The organism is Enterococcus sp. DIV1224 (assembly GCF_050555455.1).
In the GTDB taxonomy this organism is placed as follows: Bacteria; Bacillota; Bacilli; order Lactobacillales; family Enterococcaceae; genus Enterococcus_B; species Enterococcus_B lactis.
Window position 1 is genome coordinate 15886 of the sequence record NZ_CP187860.1, and the last position, 18738, is coordinate 34623.

Sequence of the window (18738 nt, forward strand, 5' to 3'; positions counted from 1 at the left end):
TATTTACGTTCTAGATTCTAAAATAAAACACAAAGAGACCAACCAGGCACCCTATTGTTTCTTTGTAGTATAGAGATATTCTTTGGCTTGTAAGAGATCAACAGAGTTAGGTGACCGGAGTTCGAAATAAAGGAAATTTTTGATTGTATAGGAGAATTCTTTATCCCTAATATTTAGGATTTTGAGTATAACTTATATAGACAAAAACTAATGATGGAGGAAATAGTATGAGAATATTTTGTAAGTGTCTACTGATAAGTTATTCTCAAATGTTGTAAGGATTTTATTCATTTGTTAATATTAAGGAACGGAACTCCAAAAAAGTCCGTACTCTAATTTGCAGTCTCTCACTCTTTTAGAGTGAGAGTTTTTATTAGATTTTCAAATTAATTAATAAAATGGTAGAATAAGTTGATCATACAATTCGAGGGAGGGGTAGGATCGGTTATATTTACTGATTTTTTAATCAAATCATCAATATCTATTTTGTTTTCGATAACGTTTTCTTTATCAAGGTTTTGAATAGTAGCATCTTCATTTTTTTCTATCGTTTGTTCTTTGATGATTTCTTTCATTTTATGAGAAAAACTCAAGAAAAGAATTCCTACCACGACAGAAAATCCACCTGATAAAAAATCTCCACTTGCTATGATTCCACCAAATAAACCTATAAATACAAGAAAAGCGCCTATTGAAAGTAATAATATTCGTACAATATTTTCATTTTTCATCCCCATCTCTGATATAATAATATACACAGTCTCGGAAATGAGAACCCTAGCCGCAGCTCCAACTGCGAATGGGGTATTTTTTATAGGTCAAAACTTACTTTTGCCGCTTTACCCAAAATTCTTGCTGGATTATTTTCATCAATGATATAAGGATGATAATCATTATTATCGGGCATTAGCATTACAACATCATTAACATGTTTAACTCTTTTGAGAGTCGCTTCAGAGTCGCCGTTTACTATAACTGGTGCAATTTCTCCATCTTCCACAACTGGTTGTCTTCGAATCAACACGTAACTATCAGAAGGGATTGTAGGAACCATGCTATTACCTCTGATTTTTAAATAAAAGACTTCACCAGTGGGCAAGTTTTCGTCTATCTCTTCTCTATATTCTTCAATATTTTCTTCAGCTAAAATAGGATCTCCACAAGCAATTTCTCCCAAAACAGGAATCTGTCTATATTTTTTAACAGGTATTAAATTTTTCGGTATCTCGCCATACCGCGGATCAATCGTAGACTTCAATACGCCAAAATAATCTGCTATGTCGTTAAAGGCAGCGCGCGTTAATGCTGGATTCACTAGCAAAGAAGCCGCTAAAGCTGCTGATGTGCATTTTCAAACGTTGTCCAAATATGAAATAGATAGTTCTGATATTCCATTTTCTCTTTTAAATGAGCTGTCTAATCTGTATCAAGTTCCTATTAACAATTTTTTTTTGGGCAAAGAGTACGCTTTAATCCGTATCATAAATAATAAAAGAAATGAGGTAATGAATTGAACGAAGTTTCAAAGGACGTTCTGGCAATCGAAGCCCACGAAAAAGCAAAGTCTTAGTCTGATACGCTTAACACTTCTTTACTATTGTTTAAACAAAATTATCCTAATTATTTCTAATTGATTCTATAAGCACCTTACTTAGCGATACATAAAAATTGTGATACAATTCAGTTATAGTTTTAAAGGATATTATGGTCACTAAGTTACACATATAAATTTTTATGGGGGTGTTGTAATATGGCAAATTTTTACGGAAATGATCCTTTTTTCAACAATGATATGGATGATGTTTTCAATCAATTATTTCGGCGCATGAATAATCAAAATTCGGAGCGTGCACGGTATTTAGTTAATGGACAATCGTTGACACCGGATGAGTTTGCTCAATACCGAGCAACTGGTAAGCTACCCCAAAATAATAAAACAATAGAAGTATCTAAAGATGGTAAACAGGCTGTTAAAAAAGGAGGGATTTTAGAAAAGTTAGGGACTAATTTGACGGAACAGGCTCGTGATGGATTACTAGATCCAGTGATTGGACGTGAGAAAGAGATTCAAGAAACTGCAGAAATTTTGAGTCGTAGAACGAAAAATAATGCAATCTTAGTTGGTGATGCCGGTGTAGGTAAAACTGCAGTCGTCGAAGGTCTGGCACAGGCAATTGTGGCTGGTAAAGTTCCAGAAACGATTCAAGATAAAGAAATCTATTCGATTGATTTATCGTCTTTGGAAGCGGGAACTCAATATCGCGGTTCTTTTGAAGAAAATATTAAACAGCTGGTAGAGGAAGTTAAAGCAGCTGGTAATATTATTCTATTCTTCGATGAAATTCATCAGATTCTCGGCACGGGTGCTACTGGTGGTGAAGATGGTGGCAAAGGATTGGCTGATATCATTAAACCTGCTTTGTCACGTGGCGAGCTGAGTGTAATCGGGGCTACGACTCAAGATGAATATCGCAATACTATTTTGAAAAATGCGGCTTTGGCACGGCGATTCAATGATGTTGTGATTAATGAACCGACTGCCGCTGACACTTTACGTATATTACAAGGTGTTAAAGAGCTGTACGAAAAACATCATCATGTTGTATTACCAGATGATGTTTTGAAGGCGGCTGTGGATTATTCAATCCAATATATACCACAACGCACTTTGCCAGATAAAGCTATCGATTTGATCGACATGACTGCGGCTCATTTAGCGTCTAAAAATTCGCAAACTGATGTTGAGACATTGGATCAACGCCTTAAAAAATTAGAGGCAGCTAAGGAGGCCGCCATTAAAGCGGAGGACTTTACAAAAGCCGCTGATATCAAGAAGTCGATCGAGGAAACCAAGCAAAAAATTAAAGAAACGGATCAAAAAGAAAAAATCACTGCCACGATTGATGATGTGGCACAATCGGTTGAACGTTTAACTGGTATACCAGTTTCTGATATGGGCGCTAATGATATTGAGCGCTTGAAAAATCTTGATAAGCGTCTGAAAAGTAAGGTAATCGGTCAAGATGAAGCGGTTGAAATGGTAGCAAGAGCAATTCGGCGTAACCGTGCGGGCTTTTCAGAGGGTGATCAGCCGATTGGAAGTTTTCTGTTTGTGGGCCCAACTGGCGTAGGAAAGACTGAATTAGCTAAGCAATTAGCCTTAGATATGTTTGGAAATGAAAATGCGATTATTCGGCTAGATATGAGTGAATATGCTGATCGTACAGCTGTGTCGAAATTAATTGGTACCTCGGCTGGATACGTAGGCTATGAAGATAATGCTAATACTCTAACTGAACGGGTTCGGCGTAATCCATATTCCATTGTATTATTAGATGAAATTGAAAAGGCTCATCCACAAGTATTAACGTTACTGTTACAAGTGATGGATGATGGGCGCTTAACGGATGGACAAGGCAATGTCATTAATTTCAAAAATACGATTATTATTGCTACTTCTAATGCTGGCTTTGGTAATGAAGCATTAAGTGGTGACAAGCAACGAGATCAGTCATTAATGGATAAGTTAGCACCATTTTTCCGCCCAGAATTTCTGAACCGTTTTAATGGAATCGTGGAATTTTCACATCTGACTAAGCAAGACTTAAGTCAAATTGTCGATTTGATGTTGGCGGATGTACAAAAAACTTTAGCCAAAAAATCCATCAAACTTGAGGTAACTAAAGCGGCTAAAGATTGGCTGATGGAACAAGGCTATGATGAAGCAATGGGTGCGCGGCCATTACGGCGAGTAATTGAACGACAAATTCGTGATAAGGTAACGGATTTCTACCTTGACCACTTAGATGTCAAAAACTTGAAGGCTGATTTAGTGGATGATGAGATTGTGATATCGGCAGCTTAGCTTAAATCAGTGTTCATAAATAACTTTATATAAGAGGAGATTTATTGGGAAGGAGATTGCTTGATAGATCTCCTTTTTTCGTTGATTTTCACCATTTGATATTAATCTATTGAGTAATATGGGTAGCGTCAAGAATCTTGTGTAAATGAAATGCCTCCGTACATATAATATGATGCTATTTTTGTATTTACTTTTACTGTTTTTCTTAGGATTAGGGGGAGTAGGTACTGCTATTTTGGATGACTATAAGTGGTCGTTGTTTAGTGGAATTTGTAGGAGAATGAAAAAAAGTGCAACTGTTGAGTCTTATGAATGCTGGAAGAAGGAAATGAATGTGTAGAGGTATACAAAAGAGCCTAGCAATAGATACTAGGCTTTTTCCTATGGCTTTAAAATGTATACAGGTGGAATATGAATGTTGTTTGGACGATCACCGTTTCTGTCAGATAAACGTTGGAAAGCGCCGTGTAGACCTTCTACCAAATGACTGGATGGCAATAAATTGTGCCAATTTGTTACGATTTGATTTAATTTATTTAATCGATTCTGTTTTTCATTAAGTTGATCATCCATGTAAATATTTAGTACGTTTGTTAGGTATTGTGCCCACATTTTTAATGGTGTTAGTATCAAATCTTAGACAGCTTTTCGTAGAGACAAGAATAAATTAAACTTATCTACGAGAGGATGAATTTTTATGACCCGATATGAAGAAAATTTTAAACAAATGATTATTGAACTGAATCAAACTGGACGTTCTGTTCGAGGGTTAGCGAAAGAATATGGCTTATCTGAAGCAACGATTCACAAATGGAAGAATTTATATTTACCTGATCAGTCCACAGGACTGACTGGAAAAGAAGTAGCTGAACTGAGAAAAGAAAATGCTCGTTTAAATGAGGAACTTGAAATCTTAAAAAAAGCCGCAGCCATATTCTCTCGGAAAACCTAAATTCGCTTGTTCAATTTATTGAAAAATGGTGTAAGGATTACACTGTTTCTTTGTTGTGTCGGTTATTAGAAATCCCTAGAAGTGTCTATTATTTTTATAAGAATAAACCGTTGACAGCTACAGAAATCAGAAATAATAAGTTGAAAAAGAAGATTTCAACAATTTTTTTTACGAATAAACAACGCTATGGTGCCACAAAGATCCATCAAGTTTTATTAAAAGAAGGGATTTCAGTATCTCTTAAACATGTCCAAAAGCTAATGAAACAATTAAATTTAAGGTCGATTGTAGTTAAAAAATATAGACCTCAAAGGTCTAATAAACCGATCATTTCAAAAGAGAATCTCTTAAATCAGGACTTTTCTACTGAAACGATCTGTGAGAAATGGGCAGCTGACATTACGTACATTCCTACTAAGAAAAATGGTTGGTGTTACTTATCTTCAATCATGGATTTACACACGAAAAAAATTATTAGTTATACATTTTCAAAACGAATGACTGTGGATTGTGTCATTCAAACATTGAATAAAGCAAAAATACATTATCACATTCCAGAAGGAATGATTCTACACACTGACTTGGGCAGCCAATACACAGCAAGAGAAGTGGAACAATGGCTTAAAACCAACAAAATAAGGCATTCTTATAGTAGAAAAGGAACACCTTATGATAATGCTGGAATCGAATCTTTCCATGCCTCATTGAAAAAAGAAGAAGTCTACACGACTAGCTACTCAGATTTTGAAGAAGCAAATCGAGCGCTACTTAGCTACATTGAAGGATTTTATAACCGAAATCGAATCCATAGCTCGATTCACTATCTAACCCCACAGGAATTTGAAGAATTAGCAAAAGAAAAAATGGCTTAACCGTCTCTACTAAAATGTGTCCAAGATATTGACTCAAATCCACCTGCAATATCCAACCAATCCGACATATGTGATCCTCTCCTTCTTTTTTCTTACAAATCCAGTATAAAAGCTCACTAAAAAAATTAAGACATGAAATTTACAGCTTCAGCTAAAAAATGTGTACTAATGGAAGAGCAAAAAAAATTTTCATCTTTTTGCATAGATTGCTAAAATTCCTAAGCGTTATATAAGCAATGTTTCTCTTTTTGATATATAATTTTTTTATCATTTAAGAAAGGAGAATTCTAATGAAAACTTTAGATGCTATTGCATTAACTTTATTTTAACTTTATTAATAAAAAATACTTATTGAAAGGATGATTAAAAATGGCAAATGTACCTAGCATTCGCGACATGTTCCCTGATTTCAATGACGTGTTTAGTCCAGCATTCAATGATTTTTTAGGTGTTTCAAGTTATCCAAAAGTGGATTTAGTCGAAAATGAAAAGGAATACAAACTAACTGCTGATATGCCTGGCTATGACAAAGAAGACACGACAGTTGAATATTCAGATAATACTTTGACGATCTCCGCCAATCATGAGTCCCATACAGAAGATAAAGAAGATGGCAACTATGTACGGAAAGAAAGACATTCGGTCTCTTACAAACGTTCATTCTATCTTCCTAATGTTGATGAAGAAAAAATCACTGGAACCTTTAAAAACGGTGTGCTGAAATTAGTATTACCTAAAACAGCTCATCAGCCAAAAGAAACAAAAAAAATTGAGTTAAATTAGAACTTATCGCCTCTCGATGGATGAGGGGCGATTTTTATATATTTGGATAAGAACGAGTATGTTTAAATTTTCAAAATGAGCAAAAAAATATTTTGTTTTTACGATAAAGATGTTATGATCTCTCTTGGTAAAAAATATGGGAGTTGATCATTTGATTGTCTTAAGTAAACTTTTGTTTTGGACACCATTTATCATAATGACCAGTGCTTTCTTTTACTTATTCAAAAGGCCTAATAAATACTTACTCTTATCTGCTTGTCCGATGATCTATTTTATTCATAAGATTAGAGGATTTTATTATTACGACTCTGGTAGCTCATTGTTTTGCTACGAAATCGGCTTATTAGCTTCGGCCATCTTTTTCATATTTGTGTTAGAATATTTCAGAAAAAAATAAACTTCCAGTCAGTTTTGGCTGGAAGTTTTTTATTTGGTGCAGATCTTTTCAGCTGATATTCATACAAGTTGATCCATTTTTCTATTATTAAGTACATACCATTGTGACTCTTTGAATGTGGGGGAGAAAAAAATAAAAGGAGCTGGTATTTTGTTAGTTATGAGTAAAGCTTTGTTTTTACTTCCCTGCACGTTCATGTTTATTGTTTTATGTTATTTCAAAAGAAGAAAAAAATGGTGCTGGATCGATGTTCTACTATTCCTTCCCTTTTTCCCGCTTATTTATTTTCTTGAAGAAATATTGGATGATATGGCATGTGATTCTGCTTTTCTTTTTAGTCATTCATTGGGGTTTATGATCTCTCTTATGATCTTTGCCATTGTGCTATTTTTTTTGAATACGCGAATTGTAAAATTAAGTTAGAAAAATAAAAAGGCATTTATGGTACACTCAAATTGTATTTCCGACGAAAGAAAACAAAGGAGTGTAACCATAAATGACCTACAAACATCTTACCATAGACGAACTGACAATGATAGAATCATATTATCTTCAACATAATAAGCCGGTTGAAATCGCTAACCGAATGGGACGTGCTATACAAACTATTTATAGTGTAGTCAATAAGTTCAACCAAGGCAAGACTGCTCTTGATTATTGGCACCAGTATAAAGAAAATAAGAAAAAATGTGGTAGAAAAGTCATTCAATTACCTGCTCATGAAGTAGATTACATTAAAGAGAAAGTCACTCTTGGTTGGACGCCTGACGTCATTATCGGGCGAAAAGAAAGGCCTGTTTCATGCGGTATGAGAACACTTTATCGTTTATTTTCTAAAGGAATATTTGATATTGACACACTACCGATGAAAGGTAAAAGAAAAACCAATGGCCATCAGGAAAAACGGGGAAAACAACAGTATCAGCGCTCAATCCATGATCGACCTGATAATTATCCTGATTTCAATTCTGAGTTTGGTCACCTTGAAGGTGATACGATCGTTGGCATTCATCATAAAAGTGCCGTCATTACTTTAGTTGAAAGATTATCTAAAGTCATTATCACGATTAAACCCAACGGCCCTAAGGCATTAGATATTGAAACTGCCCTTAATCAATGGTTTTCTCGCTTCCCTAAAAACTTCTTTAAATCTATTACGTTTGACTGTGGAAAAGAATTTTCTAACTGGAAAGCCATTAGTAACCAACATGATATTGATATATATTTTGCGGACCCTGGAACACCTTCTCAACGCCCATTAAACGAGAATTCTAACGGGATTCTGCGTCGTAATGGACTGCCGAAATCAATGGATTTTAGAGAAGTGAATCAGACATTTATTTCCAGTGTCAGCAATCAACGTAATCATATTCCAAGAAAATCATTGAATTACAGAACACCAATCGAAATATTTTTGAGCTATGTACAAGAAGCATTTTATTCTAGCTTAATTTGACAAATCATATGATATAATTACGTATTACAAGAATGAACAGAAAAAATTATTTAAGTATAAAGGAACAAAAAGATGGGACAATAGGCATTGGTACGATTTAGACCAAGAAAAGAAAACAAGCATACTGAAGTTGATGAAAAGACTTAATATCGACAAATCTCTATATTTTTCTATATATGGAATTGGATCAATGGATGTTCATGGAACTGGCACTATTAATCATATTGCATCAAATATTGGAATAGAATCAGCGTTACAAATACATGTATTGGAAAAACTATCATTTGTGATAACTTTAGATACTTTGAAAGTAATAAAAGAATTCTATAGATGTAACATCGAGAGAGTGTAAAATATTTTGTGTAAATAGAAAAAAGGAAGTCCCTTCTGTAGAATAGAGTTACCACAACACATTCACAGAAAAGAGGACTTCCATATGAACGATTTTACTACAGAAATTCTAAAGACTCTAGCGAACAAAGGCGATTTGAATGAATTATTCCGTGTCCATTTGGAAAAAGCAGTCAATACGCTTCTCAAAACGGAGTTAACGGCTTTCCTAGATTACGAAAAGTATGATCGCATTGGTTTTAACACGGGTAATTCTCGTAACGGCTCCTATGACCGTACGGTCAAGACCGAGTATGGGGAACTTCATCTCCAGATTCCGCGCGACCGCAATGGCGAGTTCAAGCAACAGACTGTTCCTGCTTATAGACGGACGAATGACACGTTAGAGGAGACCGTCATTCACCTCTTCCGAAAAGGTATTACCATGTCGGAAATCGCAGACTTGATTGAGAAAATGTATGGGCATCACTACACGCTCCAAACCATGTCCAACATGACTAAAGTGCTGACTGAGACTGAAGAAGTAAATGCATTTAAAGTTAGAACTCTAAATGATAAGTATGTCGCTATTTTCATGGATGCTACTTATATTCCTTTAAAACGGCAAACCGTCTCCAAAGAAGCAATCTATATTGCCATTGGTATACGAGAAGACGGCACTAAAGAAGTACTAAGTTATGCGATTGCTCCGACTGAATCGACCTACGTTTGGAATGAGTTGTTACAGGACATTTACTCCAGAGGGGTTCATGATGTCTTACTGTTTATTACCGATGGCTTAAAAGGCATGAAAGATACGATTCACCAGATTTATCCTAAAGCTAAATACCAACATTGCTGTGTTCACGTTTCCCGTAATATTGCTCATAAAGTACGTGTCAAAGATCGAAAAGAAATCTGTGATGATTTTAAGGCTGTTTATCAAGCTAGCTCAAAGGAAGAGGCAAATACCTTTTTAGGGAGTATGATTGAGAAGTGGCAGAAAACTTATCCTAAAGTGACGCAGTCACTGATAAAAAATCAAGATTTATTGACTTTTTATGAGTTTCCGCCTGGTATCCGCCGAAGCATTTACTCAACTAATTTAATCGAATCTTTCAATAAACAAATCAAGAAATACAGCCGCAGAAAAGATCAGTTTCAAAATGAAGAATCACTAGAGCGTTTCCTAGTATCCATCTTTGATACATACAATCAAAAATTCTTAAATAGAAGCCATAAAGGCTTCCAACAAGTGACGGATACATTAGCTTCAATGTTTACTGAGTAACCCATTATTTTGCAGAAGGACGAGTTATTTACACAAAATTATTGACGCTCCAAACATCGACGATTTGGATGATAATATTATATTAATGGAGGAAGCTTTTAAAAAGATAATTGAGTAATTATATTTACATTTTACAAATTTTATATAGGAGGAAAATAATTATGGATTCGGGATTTTTATGGAATATAACAAGTACAGTGTTGGCATTATTTATACCAATTGCTACATTTTTATTTGAAAATGAGAATGCTGTTGATTGGGATAAAATGGTAGTATTTGATCAAGTTATAAAAATAAAAAAACTGTCTTTTGGACTAATATTGTTAACATTGCCTTTACTTTTCTATCAAACAAATTCAGCAAGTAATGAGTTTTATAGAAAACTTAACTGTATAGTACTTCTTTTATATGTAATCGGCATAAGCTTATCTATTCTATCGTTAGTTAGGTGCTATTTTTGGATTATTAACAAGCGTACTTATTCAAAAAACAATTCTAGTGAAACCGTTAAATATAGAACAGAATGTAGGAAAAGATATATTAGTAACTTATCCAAGAATGAAGCTGTTCAGAAAGAAATATGGTCTCTCATATGGGATTCAGTGGATCAACATGGAGAGATAGAAGAAATCGATCTGATGGATATGTATATAGATCAATGTGAAGAAAATAAAGACTATGAAAAAAAATTAAAATTTATGTCTATCTTTTTCACTAGTATAGACATGAATAAATTTGATGAAATAAATACGTACAATACTATCGATTATGATGTTTATGAGCGTTTATCCAAATTTATTTATTCCGAAATAAAATGTGTGTATCTTGAAGGAAAGAATATAGATATAAAAAAAGTAAATGATTTTTTCGATATCTATACAAAAAACTCTATTTTTAATTGGAATTCTAGTAACAGATATAATCAATTCCTATCACAATTTTTAGAAGAATTATCTGGAGAAGAATATAGATTATTCCTAAATAATAATATTTTAAAATTAATATCTTATGCCAAGAAAGCTAATAGCCTATCTTTAGTAGATAACTTAGATAATCTTTTACCCGATAAACTTATTTATGATGAGAATGAAGATAATTCACAAAAACAAATAATTATATTTGAATTGTATTTAAAGTGGCTTAGCAGCCTGTCAGTGTCACCAGAAAGCAATGATGATGATAAATATTTTGCGAACAAACTGTTTCAATTTATATTTCCAGACTATTCTTCAATGCCATTTTTTACATTAATAAATTTTATGCTGTATGTTAAAGAACACTTAGGATATGATGATTTAGTAGAAATGATAAAGGCATATGATAAAGAACCTTATCCATTCAAAGGAATCAATACTGGTTCAGATATGGCTATGATTTCAGGCGAAACTGTAGAAGAAATTCTAGCTAATTACAAAGAACAAAATATAAAAACTCTGGAATTAATTAAAAAGAATATAAAATACTATGATCCTTTACTAGCGAATAAAGAAAATATTGATGAGTTATTAAATGCAATTGCTGATTCTGATGTTAGATCTCCTAGAATTGATGAGTTAAAAGAAGAAATTTTAATGTATAAAGAACTTTTTTAATTCATTTGATTACTGTTATACTCAATATCATTCTTAATTCTGTAAATAGTTTGTCTAGTAATATTGTAGTTTTTAGCAATTTTTGAAATAGCTATGCCCTCATTTAAATCCTTAACGATGTTTTCATAAACTAAACGTCGTTGAGGATTTTTTGTATCTGCACTATAGAGTTTTGGACGACCTTTATAGACGCCATTTGCTTTTGCAATTTTAATGCCTTGCGCCTGGCGTCGTTTAGATTCGGTACGCTCTTGCTCTGCAATCATGGCCAAAATTTGGATGATTAAATCTTTAATGAATTTATCCAAAAGAGGATTGCCAATTGCTTCAGCCATGATCGGTAGACTGGTGATGATCAGCTGCACGTTTTTCTTCTTTAGGTAATTGACTGAAGCAATGATTTCGTCGTAATTTCTTCCAAGTCGGTCGATTGCTTCGACAATAAAAATATCTTGGTCTCGGACAAACTCTAAAGCTTCCTGGAAAATCGGTCGATGAGTAATCGTTGCTCCAGATTGTTTCTCGATGAAAATTTTTTCTGCGCCGAACTTTTTCATTTCTTCAATTTGGATTTGAGTCAATATCTTGGACACATTTTAGTAGAGACGGTTAAGCCATTTTTTCTTTTGCTAATTCTTCAAATTCCTGTGGGGTTAGATAGTGAATCGAGCTATGGATTCGATTTCGGTTATAAAATCCTTCAATGTAGCTAAGTAGCGCTCGATTTGCTTCTTCAAAATCTGAGTAGCTAGTCGTGTAGACTTCTTCTTTTTTCAATGAGGCATGGAAAGATTCGATTCCAGCATTATCATAAGGTGTTCCTTTTCTACTATAAGAATGCCTTATTTTGTTGGTTTTAAGCCATTGTTCCACTTCTCTTGCTGTGTATTGGCTGCCCAAGTCAGTGTGTAGAATCATTCCTTCTGGAATGTGATAATGTATTTTTGCTTTATTCAATGTTTGAATGACACAATCCACAGTCATTCGTTTTGAAAATGTATAACTAATAATTTTTTTCGTGTGTAAATCCATGATTGAAGATAAGTAACACCAACCATTTTTCTTAGTAGGAATGTACGTAATGTCAGCTGCCCATTTCTCACAGATCGTTTCAGTAGAAAAGTCCTGATTTAAGAGATTCTCTTTTGAAATGATCGGTTTATTAGACCTTTGAGGTCTATATTTTTTAACTACAATCGACCTTAAATTTAATTGTTTCATTAGCTTTTGGACATGTTTAAGAGATACTGAAATCCCTTCTTTTAATAAAACTTGATGGATCTTTGTGGCACCATAGCGTTGTTTATTCGTAAAAAAAAATTGTTGAAATCTTCTTTTTCAACTTATTATTTCTGATTTCTGTAGCTGTCAACGGTTTATTCTTATAAAAATAATAGACACTTCTAGGGATTTCTAATAACCGACACAACAAAGAAACAGTGTAATCCTTACACCATTTTTCAATAAATTGAACAAGCGAATTTAGGTTTTCCGAGAGAATATGGCTGCGGCTTTTTTTAAGATTTCAAGTTCCTCATTTAAATGAGCATTTTCTTTTCTCAGTTCAGCTACTTATTTTCCAGTCAGTCCTGTGGACTGATCAGGTAAATATAAATTCTTCCATTTGTAAATCGTTGCTTCAGATAAGCCATATTCTTTCGCTAACCCTTGAACAGAACGTCCAGTTTGATTCAGTTCAACAATCATTTGTTTAAAATTTTCTTCATATCGGGTCATAAAAATTCATCCTCTCGTAGATAAGTTTAATTTATTCTTGTCTCTACGAAAAGCTGTCTAAGATTTGATACTAACACCAGGAATAAAAGGTGATAGTGGTGTGGGAAAGTCAACTTTAGCACAACTTCTAGCTGGATTTTATGTACCAGATAGCGGGAAAATTTGTATAAATGAGAAAAATATTGAAAATATTAATAGAAAAGACTTACGTAAATTAATTACTTATGTTCCTCAAGAATCTTTTATTGTGAGTGGATCCATTAAAGATAATTTAGTTTTAGGTTTAGAAAGTGTCCCTAATGAAAAAGAATTTGATAAAGTATTGAAAGATACTTGTTTGTGGAGTTTTATTAATGAGCTTCCTCTGGGTCTTGATACGTATCTAGAAGAAAATAGAACGAATTTATCAGGTGGTCAAAAGCAAAGAATAGCTCTAGCAAGAGTTTTATTATCAGAAAGTAAAGTTTTATTGTTAGATGAAGCTACGAGTGCTCTAGATTCTAAAACTGAAATGCGAATTTTTGATAAGTTATTAACATACTCTAATAAGACATTAATAATGATATCCCATAACCTTAACTTAATAAACAAGTGCGATTTGATAATTGATTTAGATAAAAAGTGACTTCGAGAAATTATAATAAAATTATTTAAAAGTAAATTAAAATTAAGGAGGATTAATAAATGAGTAATTTAAAATGGTTTTCTGGCGGAGATGATCGAAGCAAAAGAGCAGAAATAATTATTACTGAATTATTAGATGATTTAGAGACAGATTTAGGAAATGATTCCCTTCGAATGATATTGCACACCTACCTTGGAAATCTGAAAAATGAAGGAACTTCAGTACCTTTAATTTTAAGTCGTATGAATTTAGAAATATCAAATGCAATAAAAAAAGACGGTGTATCTTTAAATGCAAAGCAATCAAAAAAATTAAAAGAATTGATGTCTATATCTAATATAAGATATGGTTATTAGTAATTTCGGTTGCGTCAAGAATTATGTGTAAATGGAAAAAACCATTCTGTCGGTTAAGTTAAAACATTGATTCTAATGTATCTTGTATTTCTTTAAAACCTTTATGAATCCGACACAAAAACTTCTGATTATAGTTGTTGAATTGAGAAACTAAGAATCTCTCCAGAGATTCTTCATTAGGAAATTGTTCTTTTCTTTTTGTATATTTTTTTAATTGTTTGTTAAAACCTTCAATCAAGTTAGTTGAATAAATGGTTCTTCTGATTGATGGAGGAAAATTATAAAAGGTTAATATAGCAGGATTCATGAGTAATTTAACTACTCGTGGATACTGCTTTTTCCATTTATCTATCATAAAACTTATTTGATTCATAGCTTCTTCTTTTGAAGCTGCTTGATAAACCAATTTAAAATCATTACAGACTTCTTGTCGGTCACTAACACGAACCTTATGAGCAATGTTTCTAGAGATATGGACACAACATTGTTGAAATTGAGCATTTGGATAAATACTATGGATACTATCGTTAATGCCGCTTAAACCATCAGTTACAACTAATAAAACCTCTTCTAAACCACGGTCTTTTAAGTCTTGAAGTATTTCTTTCCAAACATACGAAGACCCAGTTGGAGCAATACTAAACCCAAGAACCTCTTTGGTCCCATCTAGTCGGATACCTATGACAATATATACAGCTTCTTTTGAGACAGTTTGTCTTTTTAAAGGAATGTGAGTAGCATCCATAAAAATGATTGAGTATTGGGATTCTAAGGACCTTTCTTTAAAAGCAACAACATCTTCAGATACTATTTGAGTGATATTGGAAATGGTTTGTGGCGTATAGTAATGACCATATATTTTTTCAATCAACTCAGAGATTTCAGACATAGTGATTCCTTTTTGAAATAATTGGATAATGGTGGTTTCTAAAGAGTCGTTACTTCTTTTATAAGCAGGCAACGTTTGTTGAGAAAACTCTCCGTTTCTATCTCTAGGAATTGCCAAATTTAATTCTCCAAACTCTGTTTTAAATGAACGAGAATAATTCCCATTTCGGGAATTACCTGAATTAAAACCAGTGCGATTATATTTCTCATAATCAAGAAAAGCCGTTAATTCAGCTTGTAGCAGTGTATTGATAGCTAATTCTAGATGACGACGGAATAAGTCATCCAAATCACCTTTATTGATTAGTGTTTCCATAATTTCTGTAGTAAAATTAGTCATGAGAAAGTCCTCCTATAAAATTTCGGTTGTGGTAACTTTAATTTTACAGAATGGACTTTCTTTTTATCTACCTAAAATTTCTATTTACACAAAATATTTTACGCTATCCAAAAATTCTCATGAAAAAACAGAATTTAAATAGCATGATAAATTAGAGAAGATAGTTTAATGTGCTTATAGGAACACCCCACTTTTACAGTCACAATCAATAACCTTGCTACTTTCTTTCGAAATTGATAAGAGTCTAAAGGATTGGCAACGCTTGATAGTGAGCATAAACTTAATGTACGCTAGTTAGTTTACAAGTGTAAACTAAAAAAGTATGATGTGTCGTCTCTGAAATTCTCCCTAATTCAAGTCATAACCAGAGTACATATCGGTTATTTTTTGATTCCATATTTTTTCCTTTATGTGCTGAGGATTAAGGGGTACCAATTGTAATTGCGCGTTATATGGTCTTTGTTTAGAATCGCTCTCCAAAAAGCCAATTTTTTTGCATAGAATTTTTAGATGTGGTACCATTAATTAGAATTATTATAAATAATAAGTAGGTATCATTGTTTCAGTACAAAGACTAGGAGGAATGGAAGATGGAAATAGACTACAAGGATCATGGGAAGAAGCCGTATATCATTAATATTGAAGACGCCACCACAGGAAATGATAATTACCGGACGACCATTTGGACAGGCAGTAAACTGCAAGTCACCGTAATGTCCATTCAACCGGGCGATGACATCGGTTTGGAAGTGCACGAAGGCATTGACCAATTTATCCGTATTGAAGAAGGAGAAGGCGTGTGTAAAATGGGGCCTTCTAAAGATAACTTACATGTTCAACAAAAAGTGATGGATGATGACGCCGTATTTGTTCCGGCGGACATGTGGCACAACATCGAAAACACCGGTGATAAGCCGCTCAGACTGTATACCATTTATGCTGGTCCAGATCACCTTGAAGGAACGGTTCACCCTACTCATGAAGACGCCAAAAACGATCCAAACGAACACTGAGGTACACTAGGATGAAACAAAAGCCCTGCACCCGTATGGATGGTCCACTGGTGCAGGTCTTTTTTATAAAGGAGAGAAGTGGTATGAGTGATTCATTGTTTCAATTAGAGAAGGTTGGTTTTCAGGCAAACGGAAACCAAATCCTTCAAGATATCTCTTTTACAGTAAACAAAGGGGAAGTGATTGTTTTTTCTGGTCCTTCTGGAAGTGGAAAAAGTACCCTTTTGAAATTAATTGGTACGCTGCTTTCCCCAACTTCCGGAAAAATTTATTATCGAGGTACGGATCTGCAAAAAATCGATCCTGTGGAGTATAGAAAAGAAGTCTCTTATTTCTTTCAAAACGCTTCTCTATTCGATGAGACAGTTCAAGAGAACTTGTCTTTTCCTGCCCGCATAAGAGAAGAAGGATTTGATCGGGAACGTGCAAAAAAATTGTTAGAACGAGTTCAAATGCCTGAAACTTACTTATCGAAAGAGGTCAAGGAACTATCAGGAGGGGAAAAACAACGGGTTGCATTGGTCCGAAATTTGATGTATCAACCGAAAGTGTTGCTCCTGGATGAAGTTACCAGTTCATTGGACCAAGAAAACAGGGCGATTGTCCTTGATTTAGTCCGAGACATGATGAAAGACCAACAAACTACGGTGTTGGCCGTCACTCACAACCAGGAAGAAATCGACCAAGCTTCTCGTCTGATTACTATCAAAGGTGGAAAAATGGAGGAATCGAAATGACAAACAATTTGGAAATCAGTAATCTTTCTTTGCTTTTATCCTCTGTCCTCTTGATAGTTGCCTTGTTGATTGATTACAAAGAGAAATTGGGATTAGGAAACGACATTTTTATTGCGGGAATTCGCGCTGTCGTTCAATTATTCCTTATTGGATATGTATTGAGCTACGTATTACGAGTGGATAACAACTTTCTCACTTTAGCGATGGTTTTGTTCATTGTGTTCAACGCTTCTTATAACGCCCATACACGCAGTGAGGGGATCAACCGCTCTTTTAAAATTTCAACGACGGCTATTGGAGTAGGAACAGCCTTGTCCTTACTCATTCTTGTTTTTTCAGGAGTCATTGACTGGACCCCTTCCCAAATCGTTCCAATTACAGGCATGATTGCCAGCAACGCCATGACTGCGATTGGAGTGACCTATCGGTCTTTGAATTCAAAATTTACGGACCAACGCCAACAGGTATTGGAAAAATTGGCATTGGGAGCCAATAAAAAACAAGCGTCCATGAGTATTGTAAGAGAAAGCGTCAAAACGGGCATGGCTCCTTCTATTGACCGAACAAAAACGGTTGGACTTGTCAGCCTACCAGGTATGATGTCAGGGTTGATTTTTGCGGGAATTGATCCTGTTCAAGCGATTCGTTACCAAATTGTTGTGATGTTTATGTTGATTTCAGTTACTGCGATTTCTTCATTTATTGCTAGTTATATGGCTTACCGTGAGTTTTATAACAATCGCAGTCAATTAATTATATGATTTGGGATGATACACTACTCTTAAAACCAGTGGTTACAATTTTATGTAGTTAAAAGAAGACCTCACGAGAATAATTGCAAAAAGAACTTCATTTTTTAAGGAAGAAGGATATTTTTGTCATCGAATCTTTGGAACGACTAGGGCGAAACTATGATGAAATTTTTTATATAGTGCAGCAACTGGATTAAAAGGATATCGGACTGATTGTTTTGAACATGCCTATCCTCAACCAATGAGAACTTTCGACGAAATCATGTTCTAGAAAGAAATTTCTATCCAATAAGAATTCCAAATCATGGACACTATTATCAAAGAAGCTTTAATAGATAAAATATTCAAAGCAGATTCTAAAAAAGTCGATTCCACAAAATATACATGAAATGAAAAATGGAGGAATATAAGTGAACTTTATGTATGAAGTTAAAACAACTAAATCATTCCAAGCGGCAACAGAAGCACTCATTGAGAAACTCAAAGAAAGAGAATTTGGTGTATTGTATCAAGTTAATTTTAAAGAAAAAATTAAATCTAAAGGGTTAGATTTCCCTACAAATTTTGAGGTATTAGAAGTATGTAATCCAAAACAAGCAAAAGAAGTATTGGAAAAACGTATTGAAGTTGTGGAATGGCAACAGTTTTTTTGACAAATTTTATAAGGTGCAGAACTTCTTTCCGTATGCTATTCCGATTGTCCTTGACAATGAGCCTCCTCGGATGTGACGATCTTCGGCAGGAGCTAACAG

At 34.1% G+C, this 18738-nt stretch carries 18 protein-coding genes and 2 pseudogenes; 15 read left to right on the forward strand and 5 right to left on the reverse strand.

Features of this window, described 5'->3' with window-relative positions; genetic code table 11:
- Nucleotides 1-425 precede the first annotated feature (425 nt).
- Both IGK53_RS12820 and IGK53_RS12825 read right to left on the reverse strand, forming a co-directional pair.
- Nucleotides 426-731 (reverse strand): annotated as a pseudogene (locus tag IGK53_RS12820) (DNA polymerase III subunit epsilon); the annotation flags it as partial.
- 80 nt (nucleotides 732-811) lie between these two features.
- Nucleotides 812-1315 carry a LexA family protein gene (locus IGK53_RS12825; protein WP_025477540.1) on the reverse strand — a complete coding sequence of 168 codons (504 nt, stop codon included), beginning with the start codon at nucleotides 1313-1315 and terminating at the stop codon, nucleotides 812-814.
- Between IGK53_RS12825 and IGK53_RS12830 the strand changes: the two genes are divergently transcribed.
- The 9 genes from IGK53_RS12830 to IGK53_RS12870 all read left to right on the forward strand — a co-directional run bounded on the left by IGK53_RS12830 (nucleotide 1278) and on the right by IGK53_RS12870 (nucleotide 11538).
- Complete coding sequence (locus IGK53_RS12830) at nucleotides 1278-1514, forward strand: helix-turn-helix domain-containing protein (protein WP_080001477.1); 237 nt, start codon at nucleotides 1278-1280, stop codon at nucleotides 1512-1514. The genes IGK53_RS12825 and IGK53_RS12830 overlap by 38 nt on opposite strands.
- A 236-nt stretch (nucleotides 1515-1750) precedes the next feature.
- On the forward strand, nucleotides 1751-3865 hold the full coding sequence (clpL, locus tag IGK53_RS12835; RefSeq protein ID WP_002293196.1) for an ATP-dependent protease ClpL: 2115 nt from the start codon (nucleotides 1751-1753) through the stop codon (nucleotides 3863-3865).
- A gap of 697 nt (nucleotides 3866-4562) precedes the next feature.
- A protein-coding gene (locus tag IGK53_RS12840; protein WP_149029034.1) for an IS3 family transposase occupies nucleotides 4563-5689 on the forward strand; the annotation gives its coding sequence in 2 pieces (ribosomal slippage) (nucleotides 4563-4791 and nucleotides 4791-5689; 1128 coding nt in all).
- Between the two features lie 369 nt (nucleotides 5690-6058).
- Entirely contained in the window at nucleotides 6059-6472 is a 414-nt protein-coding gene (locus IGK53_RS12845) for an Hsp20/alpha crystallin family protein (RefSeq protein WP_002292906.1), read from the forward strand.
- Between the two features lie 136 nt (nucleotides 6473-6608).
- Nucleotides 6609-6869 carry a hypothetical protein gene (locus IGK53_RS12850; protein WP_080001472.1) on the forward strand — a complete coding sequence of 87 codons (261 nt, stop codon included), beginning with the start codon at nucleotides 6609-6611 and terminating at the stop codon, nucleotides 6867-6869.
- Nucleotides 6870-6986: 117 nt separating this feature from the next.
- Nucleotides 6987-7292, forward strand: a complete 306-nt coding sequence (locus IGK53_RS12855) for a hypothetical protein (protein WP_025479026.1) — start codon at nucleotides 6987-6989, stop codon at nucleotides 7290-7292.
- Between the two features lie 73 nt (nucleotides 7293-7365).
- Nucleotides 7366-8325, forward strand: coding sequence for an IS30-like element IS6770 family transposase (locus tag IGK53_RS12860; RefSeq protein ID WP_430605050.1), 960 nt, complete (start codon nucleotides 7366-7368; stop codon nucleotides 8323-8325).
- A 436-nt stretch (nucleotides 8326-8761) separates the two neighbouring features.
- A complete protein-coding gene (locus IGK53_RS12865; RefSeq protein WP_002329891.1) occupies nucleotides 8762-9946 on the forward strand; it encodes an IS256-like element ISEfm2 family transposase in 1185 nt (394 codons plus the stop codon).
- Between the two features lie 161 nt (nucleotides 9947-10107).
- Nucleotides 10108-11538 carry a hypothetical protein gene (locus IGK53_RS12870; protein WP_002292444.1) on the forward strand — a complete coding sequence of 477 codons (1431 nt, stop codon included), beginning with the start codon at nucleotides 10108-10110 and terminating at the stop codon, nucleotides 11536-11538.
- On the opposite strand, the gene IGK53_RS12875 is transcribed toward IGK53_RS12870, so the two are convergent.
- Nucleotides 11535-12095, reverse strand: a complete 561-nt coding sequence (locus IGK53_RS12875) for a recombinase family protein (RefSeq protein WP_002362392.1) — start codon at nucleotides 12093-12095, stop codon at nucleotides 11535-11537. The two genes, IGK53_RS12870 and IGK53_RS12875, sit on opposite strands and share 4 nt — an antisense overlap.
- A gap of 52 nt (nucleotides 12096-12147) precedes the next feature.
- Nucleotides 12148-13275: pseudogene (locus tag IGK53_RS12880) on the reverse strand (IS3 family transposase).
- A 100-nt stretch (nucleotides 13276-13375) separates the two neighbouring features.
- On the opposite strand from IGK53_RS12880, the gene IGK53_RS12885 reads away from it, so the two are divergent.
- Together IGK53_RS12885 and IGK53_RS12890 are read left to right on the forward strand one after the other, a co-directional pair.
- Nucleotides 13376-13900, forward strand: a complete 525-nt coding sequence (locus IGK53_RS12885; RefSeq protein ID WP_002329895.1) for an ATP-binding cassette domain-containing protein — start codon at nucleotides 13376-13378, stop codon at nucleotides 13898-13900.
- A 59-nt stretch (nucleotides 13901-13959) separates the two neighbouring features.
- Nucleotides 13960-14256: a bacteriocin immunity protein gene (locus IGK53_RS12890; protein ID WP_002293180.1), complete on the forward strand. Its 297-nt coding sequence runs from the start codon at nucleotides 13960-13962 to the stop codon at nucleotides 14254-14256.
- A gap of 58 nt (nucleotides 14257-14314) precedes the next feature.
- On the opposite strand, the gene IGK53_RS12895 is transcribed toward IGK53_RS12890, so the two are convergent.
- Nucleotides 14315-15484 (reverse strand): IS256 family transposase, encoded by a 1170-nt coding sequence (locus tag IGK53_RS12895; RefSeq protein ID WP_002329896.1) that lies wholly within the window; start codon nucleotides 15482-15484, stop codon nucleotides 14315-14317.
- A gap of 590 nt (nucleotides 15485-16074) precedes the next feature.
- Here IGK53_RS12895 and IGK53_RS12900 point away from each other — a divergent pair.
- The 4 genes from IGK53_RS12900 (at nucleotide 16075) to IGK53_RS12915 (ending at nucleotide 18639) form a co-directional block, all read left to right on the forward strand.
- Complete coding sequence (locus tag IGK53_RS12900) at nucleotides 16075-16497, forward strand: cupin domain-containing protein (RefSeq protein WP_002307506.1); 423 nt, start codon at nucleotides 16075-16077, stop codon at nucleotides 16495-16497.
- An 83-nt stretch (nucleotides 16498-16580) separates the two neighbouring features.
- Nucleotides 16581-17234 (forward strand): ABC transporter ATP-binding protein, encoded by a 654-nt coding sequence (locus IGK53_RS12905; protein ID WP_430605051.1) that lies wholly within the window; start codon nucleotides 16581-16583, stop codon nucleotides 17232-17234.
- Nucleotides 17231-17995, forward strand: a complete 765-nt coding sequence (locus IGK53_RS12910) for an ABC transporter permease (protein WP_002311027.1) — start codon at nucleotides 17231-17233, stop codon at nucleotides 17993-17995. The genes IGK53_RS12905 and IGK53_RS12910 overlap by 4 nt, the downstream gene beginning before the upstream one ends.
- A 410-nt stretch (nucleotides 17996-18405) precedes the next feature.
- Nucleotides 18406-18639 (forward strand): DUF302 domain-containing protein, encoded by a 234-nt coding sequence (locus tag IGK53_RS12915; protein ID WP_154507466.1) that lies wholly within the window; start codon nucleotides 18406-18408, stop codon nucleotides 18637-18639.
- Nucleotides 18640-18738: the final 99 nt, after the last annotated feature.